Consider the following 21,160-nt stretch of genomic DNA (forward strand, 5'->3'; position numbering starts at 1 on the left):
GGCAGGCTTTTTTATTTTTCTGTCGACGCAAAGTCGTCAGGCGTGATAAGTCGAAATAATCTCCAGCACGCCGTTAATAATAAACTGCACGCCCATGCAGACCAGCAGGAAGCCCATCAGGCGCGAAATCGCCTCAATGCCGCCCTTCCCGACCAGACGCATAATCGCGCCAGAACTGCGCAGGCAGCCCCAGAGGATAATCCCGACCAGGGCAAAAATAATCGGCGGCGCCACCAACACAACCCAGTCCGGGAAGCTCGCCCCGTGCTTTACCGTCGACGCTGAGCTGATAATCATCGCGATTGTCCCCGGCCCGGCGGTGCTTGGCATCGCCAGCGGAACGAAGGCGATATTGGCGGTCGGTTCATCCTCGAGCTCTTCCGATTTCAGCTTGGCTTCCATCGAATCGTGGGCTTTTTGCTGTGGAAACAGCATGCGGAAGCCGATAAAGGCGACAATCAGGCCGCCGGCAATACGCAGACCGGGAATCGATATTCCGAAGGTGTTCATCACCACCTGTCCGGCATACCAGGCGACCATCAGGATGGCGAACACATAAACCGAGGCCATCAGCGACTGACGGTTACGCTCGGCGTTGTTCATATTCCCGGCCAGGCCCAGGAACAGCGCTACGGTAGTCAGCGGGTTCGCCAGCGGTAGAATCACCACCAGCCCCAGGCCTATCGCTTTAAAAAGATCCATCATAGAGAATTAAGGTCCTGTAAATATTGGATTAGCAAAAAATGAGGCGTACTGAGTATATCGTCTGGGGTCAGATTGTACCCGTTCTCCGCAGAACGCATTCACCACTCCATCAAATCATAAGACAACAACGCGAAATAGAGTGACCTGCATCACATCAATTCGTTTTAGCAAATCGTGGCATCGGGCAATTCATCAGGTTGACTTATATTTGCCTAGGCAATAATATCTCCCGCAACTAAGTCATTGCCTGGGCAACCATTGTGAAAAGTACAAGCGACCTGTTTAACGAAATGATCCCCCTTGGTCGCTTGATCCAGATGGTTAACCAGAAAAAAGATCGCCTGCTCAACGACTATCTCTCGCCGATGGATATTACTTCCACCCAGTTCCGGGTGCTCTGTTCCATTCGTTGCGAAGTGTGTATTACCCCCGTTGAGCTGAAAACCGTGCTTTCGGTCGACCCAGGCGCAATGACGCGCATGCTCGACCGCCTGGTCTGTAAAGGCTGGATTGAACGGTTACCCAACCCGACTGACAAGCGCGGCGTGCTGGTACAGTTAACGCCAGACGGCGCAGCCCTTTGTGAGCAATGTCATCAGGTTGTGGGTCAGAAATTGCACCAGGAACTAACAAAAAATCTGTCGACGGATGAAGTGGCCACTCTTGAGTGTTTACTCAAAAAAGTTCTGTCGTAATAAGAAGAGGTAAGATGATGTCCAGACGCAATAACGACGCCATCACTATCCATAGTATTTTGTCGTGGATCGAGGATAACCTGGAATCGCCCCTGTCGCTGGAGAAGGTTTCAGAGCGCTCAGGTTACTCCAAGTGGCACCTGCAAAGAATGTTTAAGAAAGAGACCGGTCACTCGCTGGGACAGTATATCCGCAGCCGTAAGCTGACCGAGATCGCGCAGAAGCTGAAGCAGAGCAACGAGCCTATCTTATACCTGGCCGAGCGCTACGGTTTTGAATCGCAGCAAACGCTGACGCGAACTTTTAAAAACTATTTCGATGTTCCGCCGCACCAGTACCGTATTACCAATGTACCGGGCGAGTCGCGCTATCTGCTCCCACTGAACAACTGTTGTTAACCGCCTGCATAAAGACGTATTGAGGAAATAATGAAACTATTCGCTTCCGCCGCCATCGTGCTACTGGCGCTGGCCTCAGGCCAAAGTTACGCGGAGCAAACCAGCACTCCTGTTCGTCACAACAACCGGGATGCGATGATTATTCCTTCCGAACATAACGATTCGCCTTTTGATTTCAATCACATGGCTTCGGGCAGTGATAAATCAGATGAACTGGGCGTGCCCTATTACAACCAGCAAGGCCTGTAAATCCCTTTAGCCCCGTTACCGGGGCTTTTTTTTACCCCCGCGCCACGCCCGGACGCGCGATCCGCAGGCCAAACACGTTGATATACAGCCCGGCCAGAATCAGTACCGCCCCCAGCAGCTGCAGACTGTTCAGCGTCTCGCCGAGCAATAAGGCGGCGCTGGCCATCCCGACAACCGGCACCAGCAGCGACAGCGGCGCCACGCGCCAGGTCTCATAGCGGCCGAGCAGCGCCCCCCAGATCCCGTAGCCGATGATAGTGGCAATAAACGCCAGGTATAGCAGCGACAGGATCGTCAGCAGGTCGATATGCAGCAGGCTTGCCGCCATGACCTGCGGACCGTCGAGGATCCACGACGCCAGCATAAACGGCAGCACCGGAATCAACGCGCTCCACACCACCAAAGACATAATCGGCGGCCGGCTCGCATGCGACATAATTTTCTTGTTGAAGATATTGCCGCAGGCCCAGCTCAACGCCGCGGCCAGCGTTAGCATAAAGCCCACCAGCGGCACGTGCTGACCGCCGAGGCTGGCTTCGACCAGCACCAGCACGCCGAAAATCGCCAGCGCGATCCCCGCCAGCTGTTTCCCCTGCAAACGTTCGCCGAAAATAAACGCCCCGAGAATGATGGTGAAAAAGGCCTGGGCCTGCAGCACCAGCGATGCCAGCCCGGCTGGCATGCCAAGACTGATCGCGCAGAACAGAAACGCAAACTGACCGAAGCTAACCGTCAGGCCGTAGCCCAGCAGCAGGGTTAACGGAATTTTTGGTCGCGCGACGAAGAACAGCGCCGGGAAAGCCACCAGCAAAAAGCGCAGCCCGGCAAGCATCAGCGGCGGCATATCATGCAGTCCCATTTTGATCACCACGAAATTCAGCCCCCATACCACCACCACTAGCAATGCCAGCAGTCCGTCTTTACGCGTCATACCCGCCTCGGTTGTTATTGGAATTTTTGTGAACAAAATCAAAGTAACGAATAATTCGCCCGCCGCATAGATCATTATTTTCGGTAGGGCGCTGACGTGCTTTTCATTACCGATGGGAACTATACAAGCCTCGGTTAGCGTGCTATTTGTGATCGTGACAACAAAAATAACATCATATCAGGCAAGGAAAAAATGATACCGACTCTCAGGCGCTCAACCGCAGCGCTGCTGGCTTCGTCGTTGCTGTTAACCATTGGCCGTGGCGCAACGTTACCTTTTATGACGATCTACCTCACCCGTCAGTATCAGCTGGAGGTGGATAAAATCGGCTATGCGCTGTCGAGCGCGCTGATCGTTGGGGTGCTGTTCAGCATGGGTTTTGGCATTCTCGCCGATAAGTTCGATAAAAAGCGCTATATGACGCTCGCCGTGCTGGCGTTTATTGGCGGTTTTATCGCGATTCCGTTGGTTAACAGCGTCGCGCTGGTGGTCTTTTTCTTCGCGCTGATTAACTGCGCCTACTCCGTATTCTCAACCGTGCTGAAAGCGTGGTTCGCCGACGTACTCTCGCCGGCGAAGAAAGCGCAGATATTTTCCCTCAACTACACCTTCCTCAACATTGGCTGGACCGTCGGGCCGCCGATCGGCACCCTGCTGGTCATGCACAGCATTAACCTGCCGTTCTGGCTGGCGGCCGGCTGCGCCGCCCTGCCGCTGGTATTTATTCAGCTGTTTGTTCAGCGCGCCAGCGCCGCGGTTGCTCAGGATAACGCGGTCCAGTGGTCGCCGTCGGTGCTGCTGCGCGATCGCGCTCTGCTGTGGTTTACCCTCTCCGGCCTGCTGGCCTCTTTTGTCGGCGGTTCGTTCGCCTCCTGTATTTCCCAGTATGTGCTGGTGGTTGCCGATAGCGACTTTGCCGAAAAAGTGGTTGCCGTGGTGCTGCCGGTCAACGCCGCCGTGGTGGTGGCGTTGCAGTATGCCGTCGGCCGGCGCCTGACCGCTCGTAATATTCGCCCGCTAATGACCTTTGGGACGGCCTGTTTTGTGATCGGACTGGGCGGATTTGTCATTTCCGATAATAGCCTGCTGCTGTGGGGCGTCTCCGCCGCCATTTTTACCCTCGGGGAGGTTATTTACGCGCCGGGTGAATATATGCTGATCGATAACATTGCGCCGCCGGGCATGAAAGCCAGCTACTTTTCCGCCCAGTCGCTGGGCTGGCTGGGAGCGGCGTTTAACCCGATGCTGACCGGGACGATTTTGACTCACTTACCGCACTGGTCGCTGTTTGCGATATTGATGCTGGCTATTATCGCCGCATGGCTGATGATTTTCCGTGGGATGAACGTTCGTCCGTGGAACGGCAGCGCGGTCGCCAGCGCCTGAGGTCAGGCGCCGTGCGGTTGTCAGGTTGCTGTCGCGTCCCTGTCGGGTTCCGATCGTGGTGACCGACAGCCCGCTCGATAATACTCCATCTCAGGTTTTCACCCGGAGATAGAAACAATGAACAATAGCAATCAGGTTAAACAATTACGTTTGCAGCGCGCCTGGTCACAGGAGCAGCTTGCCGAACTGGCCGGCGTGAGCGTGCGCACCATTCAACGCATCGAGAACGGCGACCGCCCCGGCCTGGAGACGCTCAGCGCGCTTGCGGCGGTGTTTGAAGTCAACGTCGCCGAGATTAGCGGCGAGTCGCCGGAGGGGCATGAGGAGTCGCTGGATTTACGCATTGAGGAAGCCAAAGCGCGCGTCGAATGCGAGAGCCGTTTTTTCCGTTCTCTGACGGTAGCTGTCGTCGTCTGCGTTCTGCTGGCGCTGCTAAACTGGCTGACCGGCGCAGACAGCTACTGGTCCGCATGGGTGGCCATCATCTGGGGGACGCTGCTGGTGGTTAAAGGGTTACGCCTGTTTGTCTTTGGCGAATGGATCAATAGCTGGCGTCAGGCGCGTCTGCAGCGGCTGCTGCGCAAATAACCCTCTGCGCGCTTTTTCCCGGGGGGCGGCGCTCGACGCGCCTTGCCCGGGCTACGGGCCAGCAGACTGCTGTATACCTGTAGCCCGGCTAAGCGCAGCGCGAGCCGGAGGGAGGCCGCCATTCGGGAAGGGTTAAATGGTGACCATCCCGCGGACGCCTTCGGCTTCCATATCGCGGCCGTTGCCCTGTTGAATAATCGCGCCGCGCGACATCACCAGATAGCGATCCGCTAAACCTGCGGCGAAATCATAGAACTGCTCCACCAGCAGAATCGCCATATCCCCGCGGTTCGCCAGCTGGCGAATAACCTCGCCAATCTCCTTAATCACCGACGGCTGAATGCCCTCCGTCGGTTCATCAAGAATCAACAGCTGCGGACGGCTGGCCAGCGCCCGACCAATCGCCAGCTGCTGCTGTTGGCCGCCGGAGAGGTCGCCCCCGCGCCGTTGCTTCATGGTTTTGAGCACCGGAAACAGCTGATAAATCTCTTCCGGCACCGCCCGCGCGTCGCGGGCGGGAAAGCGGGACAGCCCCATCAGCAGATTCTCCTCGACCGTCAGGCGTGGAAAAATCTCCCGCCCCTGCGGCACGTAGGCGATCCCTGACTGTACCCGCTGGTGCGGTTTGCGGTGGGTGATATTCTTCTCCTGCCACCGCACCTCGCCGCTGCGCGCCGGGATCAGCCCCATCAGACACTTCAGCAAGGTGGTTTTCCCCACCCCGTTGCGCCCGAGCAGACAGGTGATTTCGCCCTGGCGGGCGGCAAAATCCACCCCGCGCAGAATGTGGCTGCCGCCATAGTATTGGTGTAGTTGATTAACCTGTAGCATCCGCGCTCCTTAACGTCCGAGATAAACTTCAATCACCTGTTCGTTGGCCTGCACTTCCCTCAGCGATCCTTCCGCCAGCACCTGCCCCTGATGCAGCACCGTCACCCTGTCGGCGATGGTCTCGACAAAGCCCATATCATGCTCGACCACCATCAGCGAATGCTGCCCGGCCAAGGTGCGGAACAGCTCGGCAGTATATTCCGTCTCCGCATCGGTCATCCCGGCGGCGGGTTCGTCCAGCAGCAGCAGATGCGGCTCCTGCACCAGCAGCATGCCGATTTCAAGGAACTGCTTTTGCCCGTGCGACAGCAATCCCGCCGGTCGATAGCGTTCACCCTCAAGCCGCAGCAGGCGCAGGGTATCGCTGATTCGGTCAGCCTGCTCGCTGTTCAGACGGGCCCGCAGACTGGCCCACACCGACTTGTCGCCTTTCATTGCCAGCTCCAGGTTTTCCGCTACCGTCAGCGCCTCAAAGACCGTCGGTTTCTGAAACTTGCGCCCGATGCCCTGGCGAGCGATCGCGATGGGATCGAGGGTCGTTAAGTCCACCGACTGATCGTAAAGCGCCCTGCCGCTCTGCGGCCGGGTTTTACCGGTGATCACGTCCATCAGAGTGGTTTTCCCGGCGCCGTTCGGCCCGATCACGCAGCGTAGCTCGCCGACGCCAATCTGCAGCGACAGGTTGGTCAGCGCCTGAAAACCGTCAAAGTTGACGTTAATCTCTTCCAGCTGTAGCACCGGATCGGTTTGCTCGCGAAAACGGTCCGTCGGCAGCTGGCGGGTGAAGAGCTCTTCATCCAGTTGCATCAGCGATCTCCTCTACGCAGCAGGCCAATGACCCCACGCGGTAAAAATAGCGTCACGATAATAAAAATCAGCCCAAGAAAGAGCTGCCAGTACTCCGGCATCGCCATGGTGAAATAGCTTTTCGCGCCATTGACCAGGCCTGCGCCGAGCACTGGACCGATTAAGGTTCCGCGTCCCCCGAGCGCCACCCAGATTGCCGCTTCAATAGAGTTAGTTGGCGACATTTCGCTGGGGTTGATGATCCCGACCTGCGGCACGTACAGCGCCCCCGCCAGGCCGCACAGTACGGCTGAAAGGGTCCATACCAGCAGCTTAAAGCCGCGCGGATCGTAGCCGCAGAACATCAGGCGGTTTTCCGCATCGCGTACCGCCGTCAGCACGCGGCCAAATTTACTCTGCGCCAGCAGATAGCCGATCCACAGGGTGAGCAGCAGCAGCAGCACCGTCGCCATAAACAGCGCCGCCCGGGTGCTGATGGCGGTGACGGAGAAACCGAGCAGCGTGGTAAAGCCGGTAAAACCGTTGTTCCCGCCAAACCCGGTTTCGTTACGGAAAAACAGCAGCATCCCGGCGTAGGTCAGCGCCTGGGTCATGATCGAAAAATAGACGCCTTTGATTTTTGAGCGAAAGGCAAACCAGCCGAACACCAGGGCCAGCAGACCGGGCACCAGCACCACCAGCAGCATAGCCCAGGCGAAATGCTGGGTGCCCCACCAGAACCACGGCAGTTCGCTCCATGATAAAAACGACATAAAGGCCGGTAATCCGTCACCCGCCGCCTGGCGCATCAGGTACATGCCCATGGCGTAGCCGCCAAGGGCAAAAAAGATCCCGTGGCCGAGCGAGAGCATCCCGGCATAGCCCCAGACCAAATCCAGCGCCACGGCGACAATGGCGTAGCAGAGGATCTTGCCGGTCAGCGTCAGCAGCCAGGTGGAGACCGCCAGCGGATGCGAGGCCGGCAGCAGCGCCAGAAACGGCATACTCAGCAGGCCCAGCAGCAGCACAACGCCGAGCCAGCGTAGCGGGCGCGGCGCTTTACGCGCCAGCGTTAAGGTAATAGGTTGGCTCATTAGTCAATAACCCTCCCTTTGAGGGCGAACAGTCCCTGGGGACGTTTCTGGATAAACAGGATAATCAGTACCAGGATCAGGATCTTGCCCAGCACGGCCCCCATCTGCGGTTCAAGGATTTTGTTAAAGATCCCAAGACCAAACGCCGCCGCCACGCTGCCGGCCAACTGACCAACGCCGCCGAGCACCACCACGAGGAAGGAGTCGATAATATAGCCCTGGCCCAGCTCCGGCCCGACGTTGCCGAGCTGCGACAGCGCGACGCCGCCCAGCCCGGCAATACCCGAGCCGAGGCCAAACGCCAGCATATCGACGCGTCCGGTCGGCACGCCGCAGCAGGCCGCCATCGCGCGGTTTTGCGTCACCGCCCGCACGTTCATCCCCAACCGGGTCTTGTTCAGCGTCAGCCAGGTAAAGAGCAGCACCAGCAGCACAAAAGCCAGCACCGCCAGACGGTTCCACGGCAGAATGAGATTCGGCAGAACCTGCACGCCGCCGGAGAGCCACGCCGAGTTAGCCACTTCAACGTTCTGCGCGCCGAACAGCATCCGCACCAGCTGGATGAGCATCAGGCTGATGCCCCATGTAGCAAGCAGCGTCTCTAGCGGGCGGCCGTAGAGATGGCGGATCACGGTGCGTTCCAGCGCCATGCCGATACCGCCGGTCACCAGGAACGCCACCGGCAGTGCAATTAACGGATAGAAGGCCAGCCACTGCGGAGCCAGCTGCACCAGCGCCTGCTGCACCAGCCAGCAGCTGTAGGCGCCAATCATCAGCATCTCACCGTGGGCCATATTGATCACCCCCAGCAGACCGTAGGTGATGGCCAGGCCGAGCGCGGCGAGCAGCAGAACGGAGCCGAGAGAGAGGCCCATAAAAGCCTGGCCGAGAAGATCGCCCAGCAGCAGGCGATGCTGGATTTTGCTCAGGCTCTCCTGGGCCGCCGCGCGAATCGCCGGGTCTGGCTCATGTTGCGCATCGGTATACGGCGTCAGCAGCGCCTGGGTTTCAGGGTCGCCGGAGTGGCCGAGCAGCGCGATGGCCGCCAGCCTCAGCGCGGGCTGCGGGCTGGCAAGCTGTAAACGGGCCAGCGCAATTTCCAGCTGCGATTTCACCGCGCCGTCGCTTTCCGCCGTCAGACGCTGCTGAAGCAGACCCGCCATCTCTGGCGTGGCCTCGCGCTGAAGGGTTTTCACCGCCGCAGCCCTTTCAGTGACGTTGTCACTTACCAGTAGATGCGTCGCCAGCGCGCCAGCCGCCAGGTTACGCAGGCGGTTGGTCAGGCGTACCGGTTTTGTCGCCCCCTCGGGAGCCGCAACCTCGCCCAGCGCCAGCAGCTTTTCCCCCTGCTTGCTGAAGGCATGACCGTCGCTGTCCGATTGTAATGTTTCGCTCTTCAGCGCCCGCAACAGCGGTAAACGCGAGGCTTCGGGCGCGGCGGCCCACCGTTCAAGCAGCTGAGCCTGCTGGCTACGATTGGCCGCCACAAAATCGTCGGCGTCCGCTGCCTGCGCCCGCCACGGTAGCAAGACCATGAGCAGCGCGAAGTAACACATGAGGCGCAATGCGTTCATGGTCGTTCTCCTTTTCGGGGAAATCCGGGCTTTGGGCCCGGAGGACTGAGTCAATCACCCCAGCGCAGCGCCGGGGTCTGGCGCTTAGTTGCTGGCGGTTTTCACCGGGTGATCAGGCTTTTTGTCATTACCGGCAATCCACGGGCTCCACGGCTGGGCGCGTACCGGTTCTTCGGTCTGCCAGACCACGTTAAACTGGCCGTTGCTTTCGATTTCGCCGATCATCACCGGTTTATGCAGATGGTGGTTGGTGGCATCCATGGTCAGGGTAAAGCCTGACGGCGCCTTGAAGGTTTGCCCGGCCATCGCTTCGCGCACTTTGTCTACGTCGGTGGTGCCCGCTTTGGTCACCGCCTGCGCCCACATGTGCAGGCCAACCCAGGTCGCTTCCATCGGATCATTGGTTACGACGGTATCGGCGTTCGGCAGCTTATGGGCTTTGGCATAGGCACGATAATCCGCGACAAATTGTTTGTTGGTTGGGTTATCAACGGATTCGAAGTAGTTCCACGCCGCGAGGTTGCCCACCAGCGGTTTGGTATCAATGCCGCGTAGCTCCTCCTCGCCCACGGAGAAGGCCACAACCGGCACGTCTGTAGCTTTCAGGCCCTGGTTGGCCAGCTCTTTATAGAACGGGACGTTGGAATCGCCGTTGATGGTAGAAACCACTGCCGTTTTGCCGCCGGCGGAGAATTTCTTGATGTTGGCAACGATAGTCTGATAGTCGCTATAGCCGAACGGGGTATAGACCTCTTCGATATCTTTATCCTGAATCCCTTTGGCGTGCAGGAAAGCGCGGAGAATTTTGTTGGTGGTGCGCGGATAGACGTAGTCGGTACCCAGCAGGAAAAAGCGTTTCGCCCCGCCGCCGTCTTCGCTCAGCAGGTATTCTACCGCCGGAATCGCCTGCTGGTTTGGCGCCGCGCCGGTGTAGAACACGTTCGGCGACATCTCTTCGCCTTCGTACTGTACCGGGTAGAAGAGCAAACCATTCAGCTCTTCGAATACCGGCAGAACCGATTTGCGCGATACGGAGGTCCAGCAGCCGAACACCGCCGCCACCTTATCCTGGGTCAGCAGCTGCCGCGCTTTTTCGGCGAACAGCGGCCAGTTTGACGCCGGGTCCACCACAACCGGTTCCAGTTTTTTACCCAGTACGCCGCCTTTGGCGTTGATGTCATCGATAGCCATCAGGGCGACATCTTTCAGCGGGGTTTCAGAAATCGCCATCGTCCCGGAAAGCGAGTGCATAATGCCGACTTTAATGGTGTCGGCGGCATAAACCTGCAGGGAGAAGCCCATGCTGATAACAGAGGCGGAGAGAGCAAAAGCTTTTAATAATGTACGACGCTGCATGTGTGTCACTCCTGAATAGCGCAAAGACAAAAAATGAATTAACGACTAACCGGAAGTGATAAGGCAAAAACAATGCCAGGTTGCGGAATACCCTGAAAGCGCGGCGGAATATGGGGGAAATAAAAGAGGGGGCGCCGCGTTGCCTTAAAATAGTGCAACGCTGCGCTATGAAGAGATTACCAGACCTGTGCGGCGATGCCGGTAACCAGACGGACTTTGTCCCACTGCTGGGCTTCCGTCAGGGAATTCCCCTCTTCGGTGGAGGCAAAGCCGCACTGCGGGCTGAGGCAGATCTGCGCCAGCGGGACGTACTGCGCCGCCTCCTGCAGTCGAGCCTTCACGCCTTCCGGGTTTTCCAGCTCGCCGTTTTTAGTGGTGATCAGCCCCAGCACCACCTGCTGATGGCCGGGACGAATATAGCGCAGCGGCGCGAAGTCGCCGGAGCGGTCGTTATCATATTCGAGGAAAAACGCGTCGATGTTAACGCCGCCGAACAGCACTTCCGCAACCGGCTCGTAGCCGCCCTCGGAGATCCAGGTCGAGCGGAAGTTACCGCGACACACGTGCAGGCCAACGGTCAGATCCTCCGGCTTCCCTTCCAGGGCCTTATTCAGAACGCGGGCATAGATGCGCGCCAGTTCATCCGGGTCTTCGCCGCGATCGCGAACCTGCTGACGCTGCTCATCGGAGCACAGGTAGGCCCAGACGGTGTCATCGAGCTGTAAATAGCGGCAGCCCTCATCGTAGAAGGCGCGAATGGCGTCGCGCCAGGTGGTCGCCAGGTCATCGAAATAGTCGGCGAGGTCCGGATATACCGTCGCGTCAATATCTTTGCGCCCGCCGCGGAAGTGCAGCACGCTCGGGCTGGGAATGGTCATTTTCGGTTGCGCGCTGCCGCTGACGCTCTTCAGATAGCGAAAATCTTCCAGCATCGGGTGATCGCCGAAGGCCAGTTTACCGGTGACGCGAACCCCGTGCGCTTTGGTCTGTACCCCGTTGAACTGGATACCTTTTTCAGAATCGTAGCGCTCAACGCCCTGTAAACCATCAAAGAAATCAAAGTGCCACCACGCGCGGCGAAACTCGCCGTCGGTCACCACGTGCAGCCCGCACTCGCACTGCTGCTGCACCAGATCGCGAATCGCCTCATTTTCTATCTGCCGCAGCTGCTGTGCGTCAATAGCGCCTGCGGCCAGCTGCTGGCGGGCCTGTTTGATGGCGTCCGGACGTAAAAAACTGCCGACGATATCTGCGCGGAACGGGGCCTGCTGACGTTGCATGGTGTCTCCTTAGCGGTGGGCAAGGTAGTTGCCCACCGTGATAGTTCATTATTTGAATTTTTAGACTTCTGGATGTCTATATGTCCAGATACTGGCATGCGGAGGATTCATCGGCAAACGACAATATTTCATGGCACATGAAATAAATTCATTTTGCGAAGGGCAAGCCTTCATCTTCCCAGCCGGTCAAACCGCCGAGCATCATTTTGACCGGACGCCCCAGTAGCGCCAGCTTCATGGCGGCGACGTCCGCCCCGTTGCAGTGCGGCCCGGCGCAGTAGACCACAAACAGCGTCTCCTGAGGCCATTGCGCCATTCTGGCTTCATCAATCTGCCGGTGCGGTAAATGCAGGGCGCCCGGGAGGTGGCGACGGGCAAAGGTTTCCTCACTGCCGACGACGTGTAGCAGAACAAAATCCGCTTCTCCTCCGCGCATCGCGCTGTAGACATCGGCGCAGTCGGTCTCGAGGCTTAGCTTATGACGAAACCAGGCGGCAGCGTCGGTAGAACTGGCGGGGGCAATAGCGGTTACAACACTCATGGCATCTTCTCCTTGTCTGTGATACCACTACTTTAATTAACCGCCTGCGCGACATCTGCCGAGAACCATGACTGAAAACGCTGAAATCATGACAATTCCACCCGTGACGTTGTCACAACATCGGGTCGTTGCCTTGGCCTACGATGGCCTGTGTACTTTTGAATTTGGCGTCGCCGTCGAGATCTTTGGCCTGCCGCGCCCTGAGATGGGCGAACGCTGGTATCGTTTTGCCGTGGCCGCCGTCGACGAAGGCGAGCTGCGGGCGACCGGCGGGATTCGGCTGATGACCGACGGCGGCATGGCGCTGTTAGGCGAAGCGGACACCATCGTGGTGCCGGGCTGGCGCGGTATCGACTCCCCTGTGCCGCCGCGGCTATGCGAAGCGCTGGTCGCCGCCCATGCGCGAGGCTGCCGGATCATTTCTATCTGCTCCGGGGTTTTCGTTCTGGCCGCCGCCGGGCTGCTGAACGGCCGCCAGGCGACCACCCACTGGCGCTATACCGACCAGCTGCGGGCGAGGTTTCCGCAGATTGAGGTGGTCGATGACGTGCTGTACGTCGGCGCCGAAGGCGTTATGACCTCCGCCGGCAGTGCTGCGGGTATCGATTTATGTTTGCATCTGGTACGCGAGGACTTTGGCGTCGACGCGGCGAATCTTGTCGCCCGACGTCTGGTGGTTTCCCCCCATCGCGACGGCGGGCAGGCGCAGCAGATTGTTCGCCCGGTGGCTAAAGCGCGAGAGAGCCAGCGGCTGGGGCAATTATTTGATTTTCTGCATCAGAATCTCGCCGCAAGCCACACCGTGGCATCGCTGGCGGCAAGAGCCGGCATGGGCCCCAGGACTTTTTTGCGCCGTTTCGAAGACGCCACCGGCAAAACCCCTGCCCGCTGGCTGCTTGACGAGCGCCTTCAGCGCGCCACGCAGCATTTAACCCACAGCCGGCTGAGCGTTGAACAGATTGCCGAGCTTTGCGGTTTCTCAAACGCCAGCACCCTACGCCATCACTTTCGCCAGCAGTTTGATCTTAGCCCGTTGCAGTACAGAAAGAAGATAATGGTGGACAAAAACGTAATGTGATTTATCGCCAGAATAGTCACGCCGGGCAATTTGTTAAGCATTTGTTTAGACTAGTCGGGCTAAGATGTATCCAACAACCGTAAACCCGCTCAATGAGGACAACATAGCGCATAGCAAAACTAATGGAGGTTAATCATGCTGGGAAATATGCATGTATTTATGGCGGTTCTGGGAACCATCGTGTTCTTTGGATTTCTTGCCGCGTATTTAAGCCACAAATGGGATGACTGATGAACGACGATAATCCTCACCCGTAAACGCCCCCTGCTGCCGATGCTCCAGGGGGCGTTCCTTTTTTGGCTAGTTCTCTACGAAACTCATATCCGTCGTTTTCCTGTAGACCCTGACTCAAGACGATCTTTCCATCAGCGTTGGGTACTAACTTAATTGTTATCATTACGGTATATATCAATCCTATTTTCCAGGTTTTACTTACCCTGTTTTCGATGGGAAGATCATGATATCCTTCCCGTATTAAAGGGCAGGTAGAATGTTAAAATATCTTTACTAAGTCCAATCCTGATAGCCGTCTTCATGAATCCAGACAATTCCAGCCGGACAATTTTCACTTAGAAACCAAAATCCCTCAAATGCATCACAATTCATATCATCCTCAGTTTTAGGAAATGCCCTTTCAAAAACCTCGATCTGCTTGTCGATGCTTCCAGGGAGAAACTTCCCGTGGCGAGCAAGTTTGATCTCACCATCTTCCAATAAACGCCAAATGAACCAGATATAAAGCGCTTTTTCTTCTTGATAAGTTAGCTTATAGGCGCCATCAACACTATCTGGGTCGATATTTTTCCATAACATAGTCGTAGAAGCCCCTCGCAGTAACTCTTTCCGATCCTGATATTGTTCTTCGGTTAAATATGTCACTGTACCTCTCCCCTATCTAAAATTCACTTCAAATCTATTCAATGATGTCTTAGAGACAGATTTAATATCAGCATTCCCAATGATTTCAGTTGTCCATCTTGCTCCAGTTATCTCTGAGGAAGTTGAAAAATTTCGAATGTTGATTGTTTGATTATCGTTTATTTTTGCATACATCAGCCCCCCTTCAGAAAGAACGCTCTCTTAAATGGTATTCCACCAGTTAAAGATGTAGCAAAACTAATAATTTCATCCTCAGTCAATTTTTCTGAAGCAAAAACTTTAGTCCTACCCCTTGTGTCACTCCCTCCGGGGCCCAAAACTTGCTGTAAAGATTTCCCAAAAACATTTAATTCAGCGTTTGGATTTTGTTTATTAAAAACACCTACTAATTTGGCAGTGTTATCTCTTTGCAGGCTTTTGACATAATCTGCCGTTTTCGTAGAAAGATTAGCCCCGGAGGCTGTTTCACCTTTGATAAAGCTGGCAACAGGCTGGGTATTGAACCTTTTAGTTTGGTTAAACTCATCGAAAACGTTCACCAGTTGGCGGAGCATGTCGCGCTGCTGCTGCGTCTGTTCCAGCAATGCCTTTTGTTGTTGCTCAATGGCACTCTGGTCCGCAGGACTCAGGGGCGCTGCCGGGATGGCTGTTGCAGTGAGGCTGGCCAGCAGAATCCCATACCTGGGAAATGACATACACAACATCAAAAACTCCGTTTTCTGAAATGTTATGAAATCAAATGTAATGATTTGTAATCTGATGTCCATTTGATTTTCACATTTATTCGATATTTGCGCCGAAAACTCAGCCTTCATGATGTGAAATTAATCTTCACCTTAAATACAAAGTATTGTTCGATAGATCTTATGCATGCGACAAGCAGCGGATTTTTCACGCTGCCAGGGCATATGGTTGGGTTATCTTTATTTGCTGATAGCGGGTTTGAATGAAAACACGAGGCGACAGGATGTATTAACCGTCTTTCTCAGAGCTCATAGTCACTAGCAGCAGGCAGTAAGGACCATCTGGATTTCATACCCAAATGGTCCTTTCGGAGCCAACGATCGTGTCCGCATCGGCTAATGCCGATCGCAGGCTGGTTCTTGATGAGCTATGTTATGCTTTAAAAAACACGGACAAGGAACGGCACATGCATATCAATACCAAAATGAGGATTGCGGCCCTTTTATACCTTATGGCCGCGTACGCCGTTGCCCTGCCGGCGATTGCGCTGTTTACAGATCTGGTGATAAACGGTGGCATTATTGATATGTGGAAAGGCGCGTATTCATTTGTCGACCTGCTTGTCCGGCGTAAAATGCTTTATCTGCAGTTTGCCGGGCTGGGCGCTATTCTGGGCTTTATCTACTGGCTGTTTTTCTTTAGAAAATACCGCCATTACGATCCACTGGATAAATATTTTAAGTAACTACCGACGCTGTGTATGGGTATTTCCCTGCAGAGAACTACTCCGTGAGACATTAAACCAGAGCCAGAAGCAGCGCCGCTGCCGCTGTAGCATTCGCTGGACATCTGCCAGCAACGGCGATGCTTTTCGGCCCTGTGCCAGAGGCTATTTTCCCTGGAGCTCCCTGCGGATAATCTCCGCCCCGGCGCTTAACGCCTGCAGCTTACCTGTCGCAACCCGACGCGATAATGGCGCCATGCCGCAGTTGGTTGAAGGATAGAGCTTGTCTGCATCCACAAACTGCAGCGCTTTACGCAAAGTCGCGGCGACCTCCTCCGGCGTTTCAATTGTATTGGTTGCCACATCTATGGCTCCAACCATGACTTTTTTACCGCGAATCAGCTCAAGCAGATCCATAGGCACCCGCGAGTTATGGCACTCCAGTGAGATAATATCGATGTTGGATGTTTGTAGCTTAGGGAACGCTTCTTCATATTGGCGCCACTCCGTTCCCAACGTCTTTTTCCAGTCGGTATTGGCCTTGATGCCGTATCCATAGCAGATATGGACCGCGGTTTCGCATTTAAGCCCTTCAATCGCCCTTTCTAACGCCGCGATGCCCCAATCATTGACCTCATCAAAAAAGACATTAAAGGCTGGCTCATCAAACTGAATAATGTCGACGCCGGCGGCCTCCAGCTCTTTGGCTTCCTGGTTAAGTATCTTCGCAAATTCCCAGGCCAGTTTTTCGCGGCTTTTATAATGAGCGTCATAAAGCGTATCAATCATGGTCATGGGCCCCGGCAGCGCCCATTTAATCGGTTGTTTGGTCAACTGACGCAAAAAACGCGCATCTTCAACGAATACCGGTTTTTGTCGCTCAACGGCCCCTACCACGGTTGGTACGCTCGCGTCGTAGCGATTGCGGATTTTAACAACTTCGCGTTTTTCAAAATCAACGCCGCTGAGATGCTCAATAAACGTGGTGACAAAATGCTGACGCGTTTGCTCGCCATCGCTGACGATATCGATACCGGCGCGCAGTTGGTCGAATAAGGACAAACTCAGCGCATCTTTTTTGCCGTCAATTAATTCCTGATCGTGTAATTTCCAGGCAGACCACAGTTTCTCCGGCTCAGCAAGCCAGGAGGGTTTCGGTAAGCTGCCGGCTGTTGAAGTGGGTAATAATTTTGTCATTATCGATAGCCTTATATATGCGATGTCTTAAAGAGCGTAATGAGCAGACCATTGCTGCAGAATATTTTTGTTCGGTTTAATAAAGTGCTCTTCGGTAAACTTCCCCTGCTCTACAGCCAAGTGGCTGCGCTCTTCACGATCGTAAACAATTTTTGTTAGCGAATGGTCCTGATGATGCAGATCGGGCTGGTAGCAGAGCCCTGCGGCAGAGTTCGCATTGTAGATCTCAGGGCGGTATATTTTCTGGAACGTCTCCATCGTGCTAATGGTGCTAATCAGCTCAAGACTCGTATAATCGCTCAGCAAATCCCCCGAAAAATAAAATGCCAGAGGCGCGACGCTGTTTTTCGGCATAAAATAACGAACCTGTAGGCCCATTTTGCCAAAATATTGCTCAGTCAACGATGAGGCGGCAGGCCGGTATTCGAGGCCCAGCACCGGGTGTTGATTTCCGGTCTGGTGATAGATGTCTTTGCTGGAGACGCTAAGGCAGATGACCGGTGTTTTTTTGAAATTGGCCTTGTACTGCGCTGAATTGACGAAATGTTTAAATATATTGCCGTGTAAATCGCCAAACCCCTCGGGAATGCTAAAACCTGCGCGCCCTTTATTATGTTCCAACAGCACTACGCTAAAGTCGTAATCACGAACGTACGAGGAGAAATTGTTGCCGACAATACCGTCAATGCGTTTATCCGTTTTTTTGTCAATAATGCTGGTTTGCAATATTTCAATTACCGGAAAAGTATCGCCAGTGGCGTTGAACTTCATTTCGGCTGAAATAATTTCCAGCTCAACCGCGTAGCGATCGCCTTTGGGGTTATCCCAATGCGCCAGGTTGTTGAAACGGTTGTTTATCATGGCTAACGTATTGCGCAGATTCTCCCGGCGATTTTCCCCTCTGGCTAAATTAGCAAAGTTGGTTGTAATACGCGTATTTTCAGAGGGGTTATAGTTTTCATCAAAGAGAGTGCGTTTAATAGTATATGTAAATTGTTGATTCATCGCAGATGTGCATCCTAAGTCCTGAGATAAAAAACCGCTGTCCTTTCTGATGGTTGCAGGCTACCGCATGCTTCCATAAGCAGTCTTTATCTTCATATTATCTATATCGAATACAGCATGTTATGCCAGAGTCATTAGATGAGTAAAAGCGAGTTAATTTCATTACAACATGAGCCATATTCATGGTCGGGCGTCAGACCATGCTGTACCTCGATGCTAAGCGATAGCCGCTCTTGCAAACGCGTCTGTCCTCACGGCCAAACATCCTAAAATTTTCCGGTTCGTCCGGTATGAGTTGATGCTGAAGTAAGAAACATCAGAGGTCGGCCAGGCTTAACACGACGTCAAGTCTGCCGTCTTTCTTTTCAACACCGCTCTCTTCATGCTCCCTTACGCGCTGTCGGGCGCGACCGCTGGAGGAAAAATGGAAGAGGGACCGGCGCGTTTTCATGCTTAACTTTGCTGATGTCTAAAACCTGACTATCGCTACCGATATTTTTTCTGGCATATTGATGTCCTATGGTTATTTCGGACTATCGACATCGAAGATAGCCATCAACAACCCGCTCTAACTGATCGATTTGAGGGATACAATGAATAATGTCATTCTCAGCATAATTGCTAAAATTTCCGCCATGGATGCCGAAAGTAAGCAGCTTGCTGCCCAGGTCGAGGCGCAGTCTTTGCTCATTAGCGCTCTGATGCTTGCTATCGGCAAGGAAGGCGGCGTCGCGGAATTAGTTAGCAACGTAACGAAAGCGATAAATTCGGTACTGGAATCATCTGAAGACGTTCTGAAGACGGACGCAGAACTGCTTCTGACCAAGTTTCAGGAACAAATAGCGCTTACGCAGTTGATAAACACCCACGAAGATGAAATCAGTCATGACAGGATCGATGATTAACAAAGGTCAGTTTGTTTTAGATTGGGAATAGGCAGAGCTTGCAGTTATTCATGAGCTTACCGGCCATCATCAACTCTTGGCCGGTTCAGCTGCAGAAAATAGGGACGATCCAGGCTGAATACTCAATTTCTACTCGCCTGCGCTGCTGCTGGAAGCAAACCGCTCAGTATATTAAGGCATATCAGGCTTCACTTTTTCCTTAGGCCAGCGTATATCACCGACGCCGTTGACTTTCGGCATGGCAAATAAAAAGCCCTGGAAACGTTTGATACCTGCAGATTCGAGCCAGCACCACTCCTCTATCCGCTCTATGCCTTCAGCAACCACGGCAATCTCAAGTTCACGGCAGCAGTTGATGATCGATCTGACCACCGCCTGTTTAGGGCCGCTCTGATGGATGTCGGAAATAATCTCGCGGTCGATTTTAACTTTATCAGGCTGAATTTTTGTCAACAACGAGAGCCCTGCATAACCGGCGCCAAAGTCATCAATTGCCAGCCCCATACCAGAGACGCGCAGTTTTTTTATCGCGCTGCTGAACTGGCTAAAACCGGAGATCATTTCATCTTCCGTCACCTCAACGATCACCTGTTCGGGTACCAGTCCCTGTTTTTTTATTTCCTGCAACAGGTATTCAATGGCATCAGGAATAACAACCAGCGACATCGGAAGGATATTAATGGATATTTTATGGTCGCCAATATTGATTTCTTTCGCCAGGGCAAAGGCAACTGACTTCGCTTTGAGATCAACTTCATAACGTTTCTCTGGCGGAATCGAGGCAAAGAAATTGGCGGGACTACCGCCCTCTTTATCACGAATAAGCGCTTCAAGCGAAGTGATATTCCCTGCCAACGGTTCGATAATGGGCTGGAAAGCAAACTGACAGCATTGACCGGCAAAAAACGATTCTTGCGGCGCATGAAATGCATGTTTACGCGAATGAAGCGACCATTTGTCAGGCCGTAAAAAGGGTGACGGCGCGGCAGTCCTTCTTTGGCTGATAAAAGTATGGATAAATTTATAAACGCGCTCTTCGGTGGAAAGATAACCTTTCAGTTGGCTAAGCTGGCGCACCTTTGTCAGGACGTCAGCGGTTTGCCGTTTATTCAGGTCAAAAAACATCATCCCTACGTTTTCAAAGCGCCGGCGCGGCGCGTAATCACGCATCAGCTCGACAACCTGATAGTGGCGATCGTCTTGCTTGATCTTGCTGAATAGCTGCTCAAGCACGCACTCATCCCCCTCAAGTATCTGAAGGTAAACATTATCTTTTAAAAGAAGTATGCCCGTAATCCCGCGAGCTGCATTCTCAGCATTCGCTTTTTCAACCAGCAGTGTGAGATCGGTTTCTTGTGTTAAATGCATCTGACTTCTGTAAATCAGAGTTGTCAGCATAATCCCATCCAGATTTTTGCCAGGAGAATGAGACTGTGTAACACAGTTTACCCTTTTAACCCAGGCTATCTGTCATAATTTACTGGACCCGCTATAGCCGACCAAGGTTTGGTAAATGCATTTTTTTAGGTGGTGTTTGCTAGCCAACAAATCCCTGCTCGCGCATACGCGCTATCGTCTCTTCGCTGGCGCATACCATGCCCGTCGCCAGCAATTCAAAACCGAAGCGGCGATAGAAATCTATTTTATCCACTACCGAGTAGATAAAGGTTTTGCCATACGGCCGCAGCTCATCGCTGACCGCCCGCATCAGCTGCTGGCCGTATCCTTTACCCTGGCAGCGCGGGTGCACCGCGACATCCGCCAGATAGCTACACCAGGTCAGGTCGCTAATCGCCCGGGCAACGGCAATGAGCTGACCGTTTTCATAGCCGAACCAGCAAAAGGTACTATGACGAAACGCGCGTTCAACCAGCGCAACGTCCCGCTGATTAAGCCCTGCGGCGGCGATGGTCTCCGCCACCGTCTGCCAGTCAACCGAGTCAACGTGCTCTTTTCCTTTTAATATCATCATGACCTTGCCTTTACTCGCTGCTATTGGCTTTCAGCATAGCCGAATGGCGCTAAAAGAAGAGCGTCCTGTCGCCTCATGCTCTACAGTATTTTGTGCTGGTTCAGAAACTATAGCCCCGGAAAACCTTTTAACACACGGCCGCAAAAACAATGCGTTTATACTTTATTCAGCCGATTTAACGCGCAATAAGCAGAATAAAATAAAATAATGTCATTTCCCATTGGCAAAAAAAGGCCAAAAAAAACCGCCATGTGACTGGCGGTGAATAAATGCTTGCATGGATAGATTGTGTTTTGCATTTT

24 protein-coding genes are annotated in these 21,160 nt (G+C 54.1%); 9 read left to right on the forward strand and 15 right to left on the reverse strand.

The annotated features are described in order from the left end of the window. Positions 1 to 36: 36 nt before the first annotated feature. Entirely contained in the window at positions 37 to 705 is a 669-nt protein-coding gene (locus K7H21_RS15100) for a MarC family NAAT transporter (RefSeq protein ID WP_004119839.1), read from the reverse strand. 260 nt (positions 706 to 965) lie between these two features. Here K7H21_RS15100 and marR point away from each other — a divergent pair, with 260 nt between their 5' ends. Genes marR through marB form a run of 3 tightly spaced genes read left to right on the forward strand, consistent with a single transcriptional unit; the run spans position 966 to position 2,047 of the window. Beyond that, a complete protein-coding gene (marR, locus tag K7H21_RS15105) occupies positions 966 to 1,400 on the forward strand; it encodes a multiple antibiotic resistance transcriptional regulator MarR (protein ID WP_004102349.1) in 435 nt (144 codons plus the stop codon). Positions 1,401 to 1,417: 17 nt separating this feature from the next. Beyond that, positions 1,418 to 1,798 carry an MDR efflux pump AcrAB transcriptional activator MarA gene (marA, locus tag K7H21_RS15110; protein WP_004102351.1) on the forward strand — a complete coding sequence of 127 codons (381 nt, stop codon included), beginning with the start codon at positions 1,418 to 1,420 and terminating at the stop codon, positions 1,796 to 1,798. Positions 1,799 to 1,828: 30 nt separating this feature from the next. Continuing rightward, a complete protein-coding gene (gene marB, locus K7H21_RS15115; protein ID WP_004119836.1) occupies positions 1,829 to 2,047 on the forward strand; it encodes a multiple antibiotic resistance protein MarB in 219 nt (72 codons plus the stop codon). 31 nt (positions 2,048 to 2,078) lie between these two features. On the opposite strand, the gene eamA is transcribed toward marB, so the two are convergent. Further along, the gene (gene eamA / locus K7H21_RS15120; protein WP_223035184.1) at positions 2,079 to 2,978 is read right to left on the reverse strand and encodes an O-acetylserine/cysteine exporter; all 900 of its coding nucleotides are present in this window, start codon (positions 2,976 to 2,978) and stop codon (positions 2,079 to 2,081) included. A gap of 192 nt (positions 2,979 to 3,170) precedes the next feature. Between eamA and ydeE the strand changes: the two genes are divergently transcribed. Further along, entirely contained in the window at positions 3,171 to 4,364 is a 1,194-nt protein-coding gene (ydeE, locus tag K7H21_RS15125) for an efflux MFS transporter YdeE (RefSeq protein ID WP_004119832.1), read from the forward strand. Positions 4,365 to 4,481: 117 nt separating this feature from the next. Further along, a complete protein-coding gene (locus tag K7H21_RS15130) occupies positions 4,482 to 4,952 on the forward strand; it encodes a helix-turn-helix domain-containing protein (protein WP_004119829.1) in 471 nt (156 codons plus the stop codon). Between the two features lie 132 nt (positions 4,953 to 5,084). Here K7H21_RS15130 and urtE read toward each other — a convergent pair whose 3' ends face one another. The 7 genes from urtE to K7H21_RS15165 all read right to left on the reverse strand — a co-directional run bounded on the left by urtE (position 5,085) and on the right by K7H21_RS15165 (position 12,414). Further along, positions 5,085 to 5,783: an urea ABC transporter ATP-binding subunit UrtE gene (urtE, locus tag K7H21_RS15135; protein ID WP_049115158.1), complete on the reverse strand. Its 699-nt coding sequence runs from the start codon at positions 5,781 to 5,783 to the stop codon at positions 5,085 to 5,087. A 9-nt stretch (positions 5,784 to 5,792) separates the two neighbouring features. Continuing rightward, positions 5,793 to 6,590 carry an urea ABC transporter ATP-binding protein UrtD gene (urtD, locus tag K7H21_RS15140; protein ID WP_004119825.1) on the reverse strand — a complete coding sequence of 266 codons (798 nt, stop codon included), beginning with the start codon at positions 6,588 to 6,590 and terminating at the stop codon, positions 5,793 to 5,795. Further along, the gene (urtC, locus tag K7H21_RS15145) at positions 6,590 to 7,663 is read right to left on the reverse strand and encodes an urea ABC transporter permease subunit UrtC (protein ID WP_004119822.1); all 1,074 of its coding nucleotides are present in this window, start codon (positions 7,661 to 7,663) and stop codon (positions 6,590 to 6,592) included. Before urtC ends, urtD begins: the two co-directional genes overlap by 1 nt. Further along, entirely contained in the window at positions 7,663 to 9,237 is a 1,575-nt protein-coding gene (gene urtB / locus K7H21_RS15150) for an urea ABC transporter permease subunit UrtB (protein WP_223035185.1), read from the reverse strand. The genes urtC and urtB overlap by 1 nt, the downstream gene beginning before the upstream one ends. An 84-nt stretch (positions 9,238 to 9,321) precedes the next feature. Then, entirely contained in the window at positions 9,322 to 10,593 is a 1,272-nt protein-coding gene (gene urtA, locus K7H21_RS15155; RefSeq protein WP_004136305.1) for an urea ABC transporter substrate-binding protein, read from the reverse strand. 176 nt (positions 10,594 to 10,769) lie between these two features. Further along, the gene (locus K7H21_RS15160) at positions 10,770 to 11,873 is read right to left on the reverse strand and encodes a cobalamin-independent methionine synthase II family protein (protein ID WP_004119816.1); all 1,104 of its coding nucleotides are present in this window, start codon (positions 11,871 to 11,873) and stop codon (positions 10,770 to 10,772) included. Positions 11,874 to 12,021: 148 nt separating this feature from the next. Beyond that, a complete protein-coding gene (locus tag K7H21_RS15165) occupies positions 12,022 to 12,414 on the reverse strand; it encodes a rhodanese-like domain-containing protein (RefSeq protein WP_004119806.1) in 393 nt (130 codons plus the stop codon). A gap of 67 nt (positions 12,415 to 12,481) precedes the next feature. Here K7H21_RS15165 and ftrA point away from each other — a divergent pair, with 67 nt between their 5' ends. Continuing rightward, positions 12,482 to 13,492 (forward strand): transcriptional regulator FtrA, encoded by a 1,011-nt coding sequence (gene ftrA / locus K7H21_RS15170; RefSeq protein WP_049115152.1) that lies wholly within the window; start codon positions 12,482 to 12,484, stop codon positions 13,490 to 13,492. Between the two features lie 135 nt (positions 13,493 to 13,627). Next, positions 13,628 to 13,723, forward strand: coding sequence for a protein MgtS (gene mgtS / locus K7H21_RS15175; protein WP_049089018.1), 96 nt, complete (start codon positions 13,628 to 13,630; stop codon positions 13,721 to 13,723). 276 nt (positions 13,724 to 13,999) lie between these two features. Here the strand turns inward: mgtS and K7H21_RS15180 are convergent, their stop codons facing one another. Further along, positions 14,000 to 14,305 carry a DUF596 domain-containing protein gene (locus K7H21_RS15180; RefSeq protein ID WP_049115150.1) on the reverse strand — a complete coding sequence of 102 codons (306 nt, stop codon included), beginning with the start codon at positions 14,303 to 14,305 and terminating at the stop codon, positions 14,000 to 14,002. A 239-nt stretch (positions 14,306 to 14,544) separates the two neighbouring features. Further along, a complete protein-coding gene (locus K7H21_RS29000) occupies positions 14,545 to 15,186 on the reverse strand; it encodes a hypothetical protein (protein ID WP_053088654.1) in 642 nt (213 codons plus the stop codon). A gap of 335 nt (positions 15,187 to 15,521) precedes the next feature. On the opposite strand from K7H21_RS29000, the gene K7H21_RS15190 reads away from it, so the two are divergent. Then, positions 15,522 to 15,800, forward strand: a complete 279-nt coding sequence (locus tag K7H21_RS15190) for a hypothetical protein (protein WP_004119801.1) — start codon at positions 15,522 to 15,524, stop codon at positions 15,798 to 15,800. A gap of 144 nt (positions 15,801 to 15,944) precedes the next feature. On the opposite strand, the gene K7H21_RS15195 is transcribed toward K7H21_RS15190, so the two are convergent. Beyond that, complete coding sequence (locus K7H21_RS15195) at positions 15,945 to 16,976, reverse strand: methionine synthase (protein WP_004119800.1); 1,032 nt, start codon at positions 16,974 to 16,976, stop codon at positions 15,945 to 15,947. Between the two features lie 27 nt (positions 16,977 to 17,003). Next, positions 17,004 to 17,981: a DUF1852 domain-containing protein gene (locus tag K7H21_RS15200; protein ID WP_004119798.1), complete on the reverse strand. Its 978-nt coding sequence runs from the start codon at positions 17,979 to 17,981 to the stop codon at positions 17,004 to 17,006. Between the two features lie 593 nt (positions 17,982 to 18,574). On the opposite strand from K7H21_RS15200, the gene iraP reads away from it, so the two are divergent. After that, positions 18,575 to 18,886 carry an anti-adapter protein IraP gene (gene iraP, locus K7H21_RS15205; protein ID WP_004119795.1) on the forward strand — a complete coding sequence of 104 codons (312 nt, stop codon included), beginning with the start codon at positions 18,575 to 18,577 and terminating at the stop codon, positions 18,884 to 18,886. A gap of 171 nt (positions 18,887 to 19,057) precedes the next feature. On the opposite strand, the gene K7H21_RS15210 is transcribed toward iraP, so the two are convergent. Both K7H21_RS15210 and K7H21_RS15215 read right to left on the reverse strand, forming a co-directional pair. After that, on the reverse strand, positions 19,058 to 20,284 hold the full coding sequence (locus K7H21_RS15210) for a diguanylate phosphodiesterase (protein ID WP_004119787.1): 1,227 nt from the start codon (positions 20,282 to 20,284) through the stop codon (positions 19,058 to 19,060). A 139-nt stretch (positions 20,285 to 20,423) separates the two neighbouring features. Beyond that, positions 20,424 to 20,858 carry a GNAT family N-acetyltransferase gene (locus K7H21_RS15215; RefSeq protein WP_004119786.1) on the reverse strand — a complete coding sequence of 145 codons (435 nt, stop codon included), beginning with the start codon at positions 20,856 to 20,858 and terminating at the stop codon, positions 20,424 to 20,426. Positions 20,859 to 21,160: the final 302 nt, after the last annotated feature.

The sequence above is a fragment of the Klebsiella sp. CTHL.F3a genome, from assembly GCF_019890895.1.
Lineage (GTDB): Bacteria > Pseudomonadota > Gammaproteobacteria > Enterobacterales > Enterobacteriaceae > Klebsiella > Klebsiella grimontii.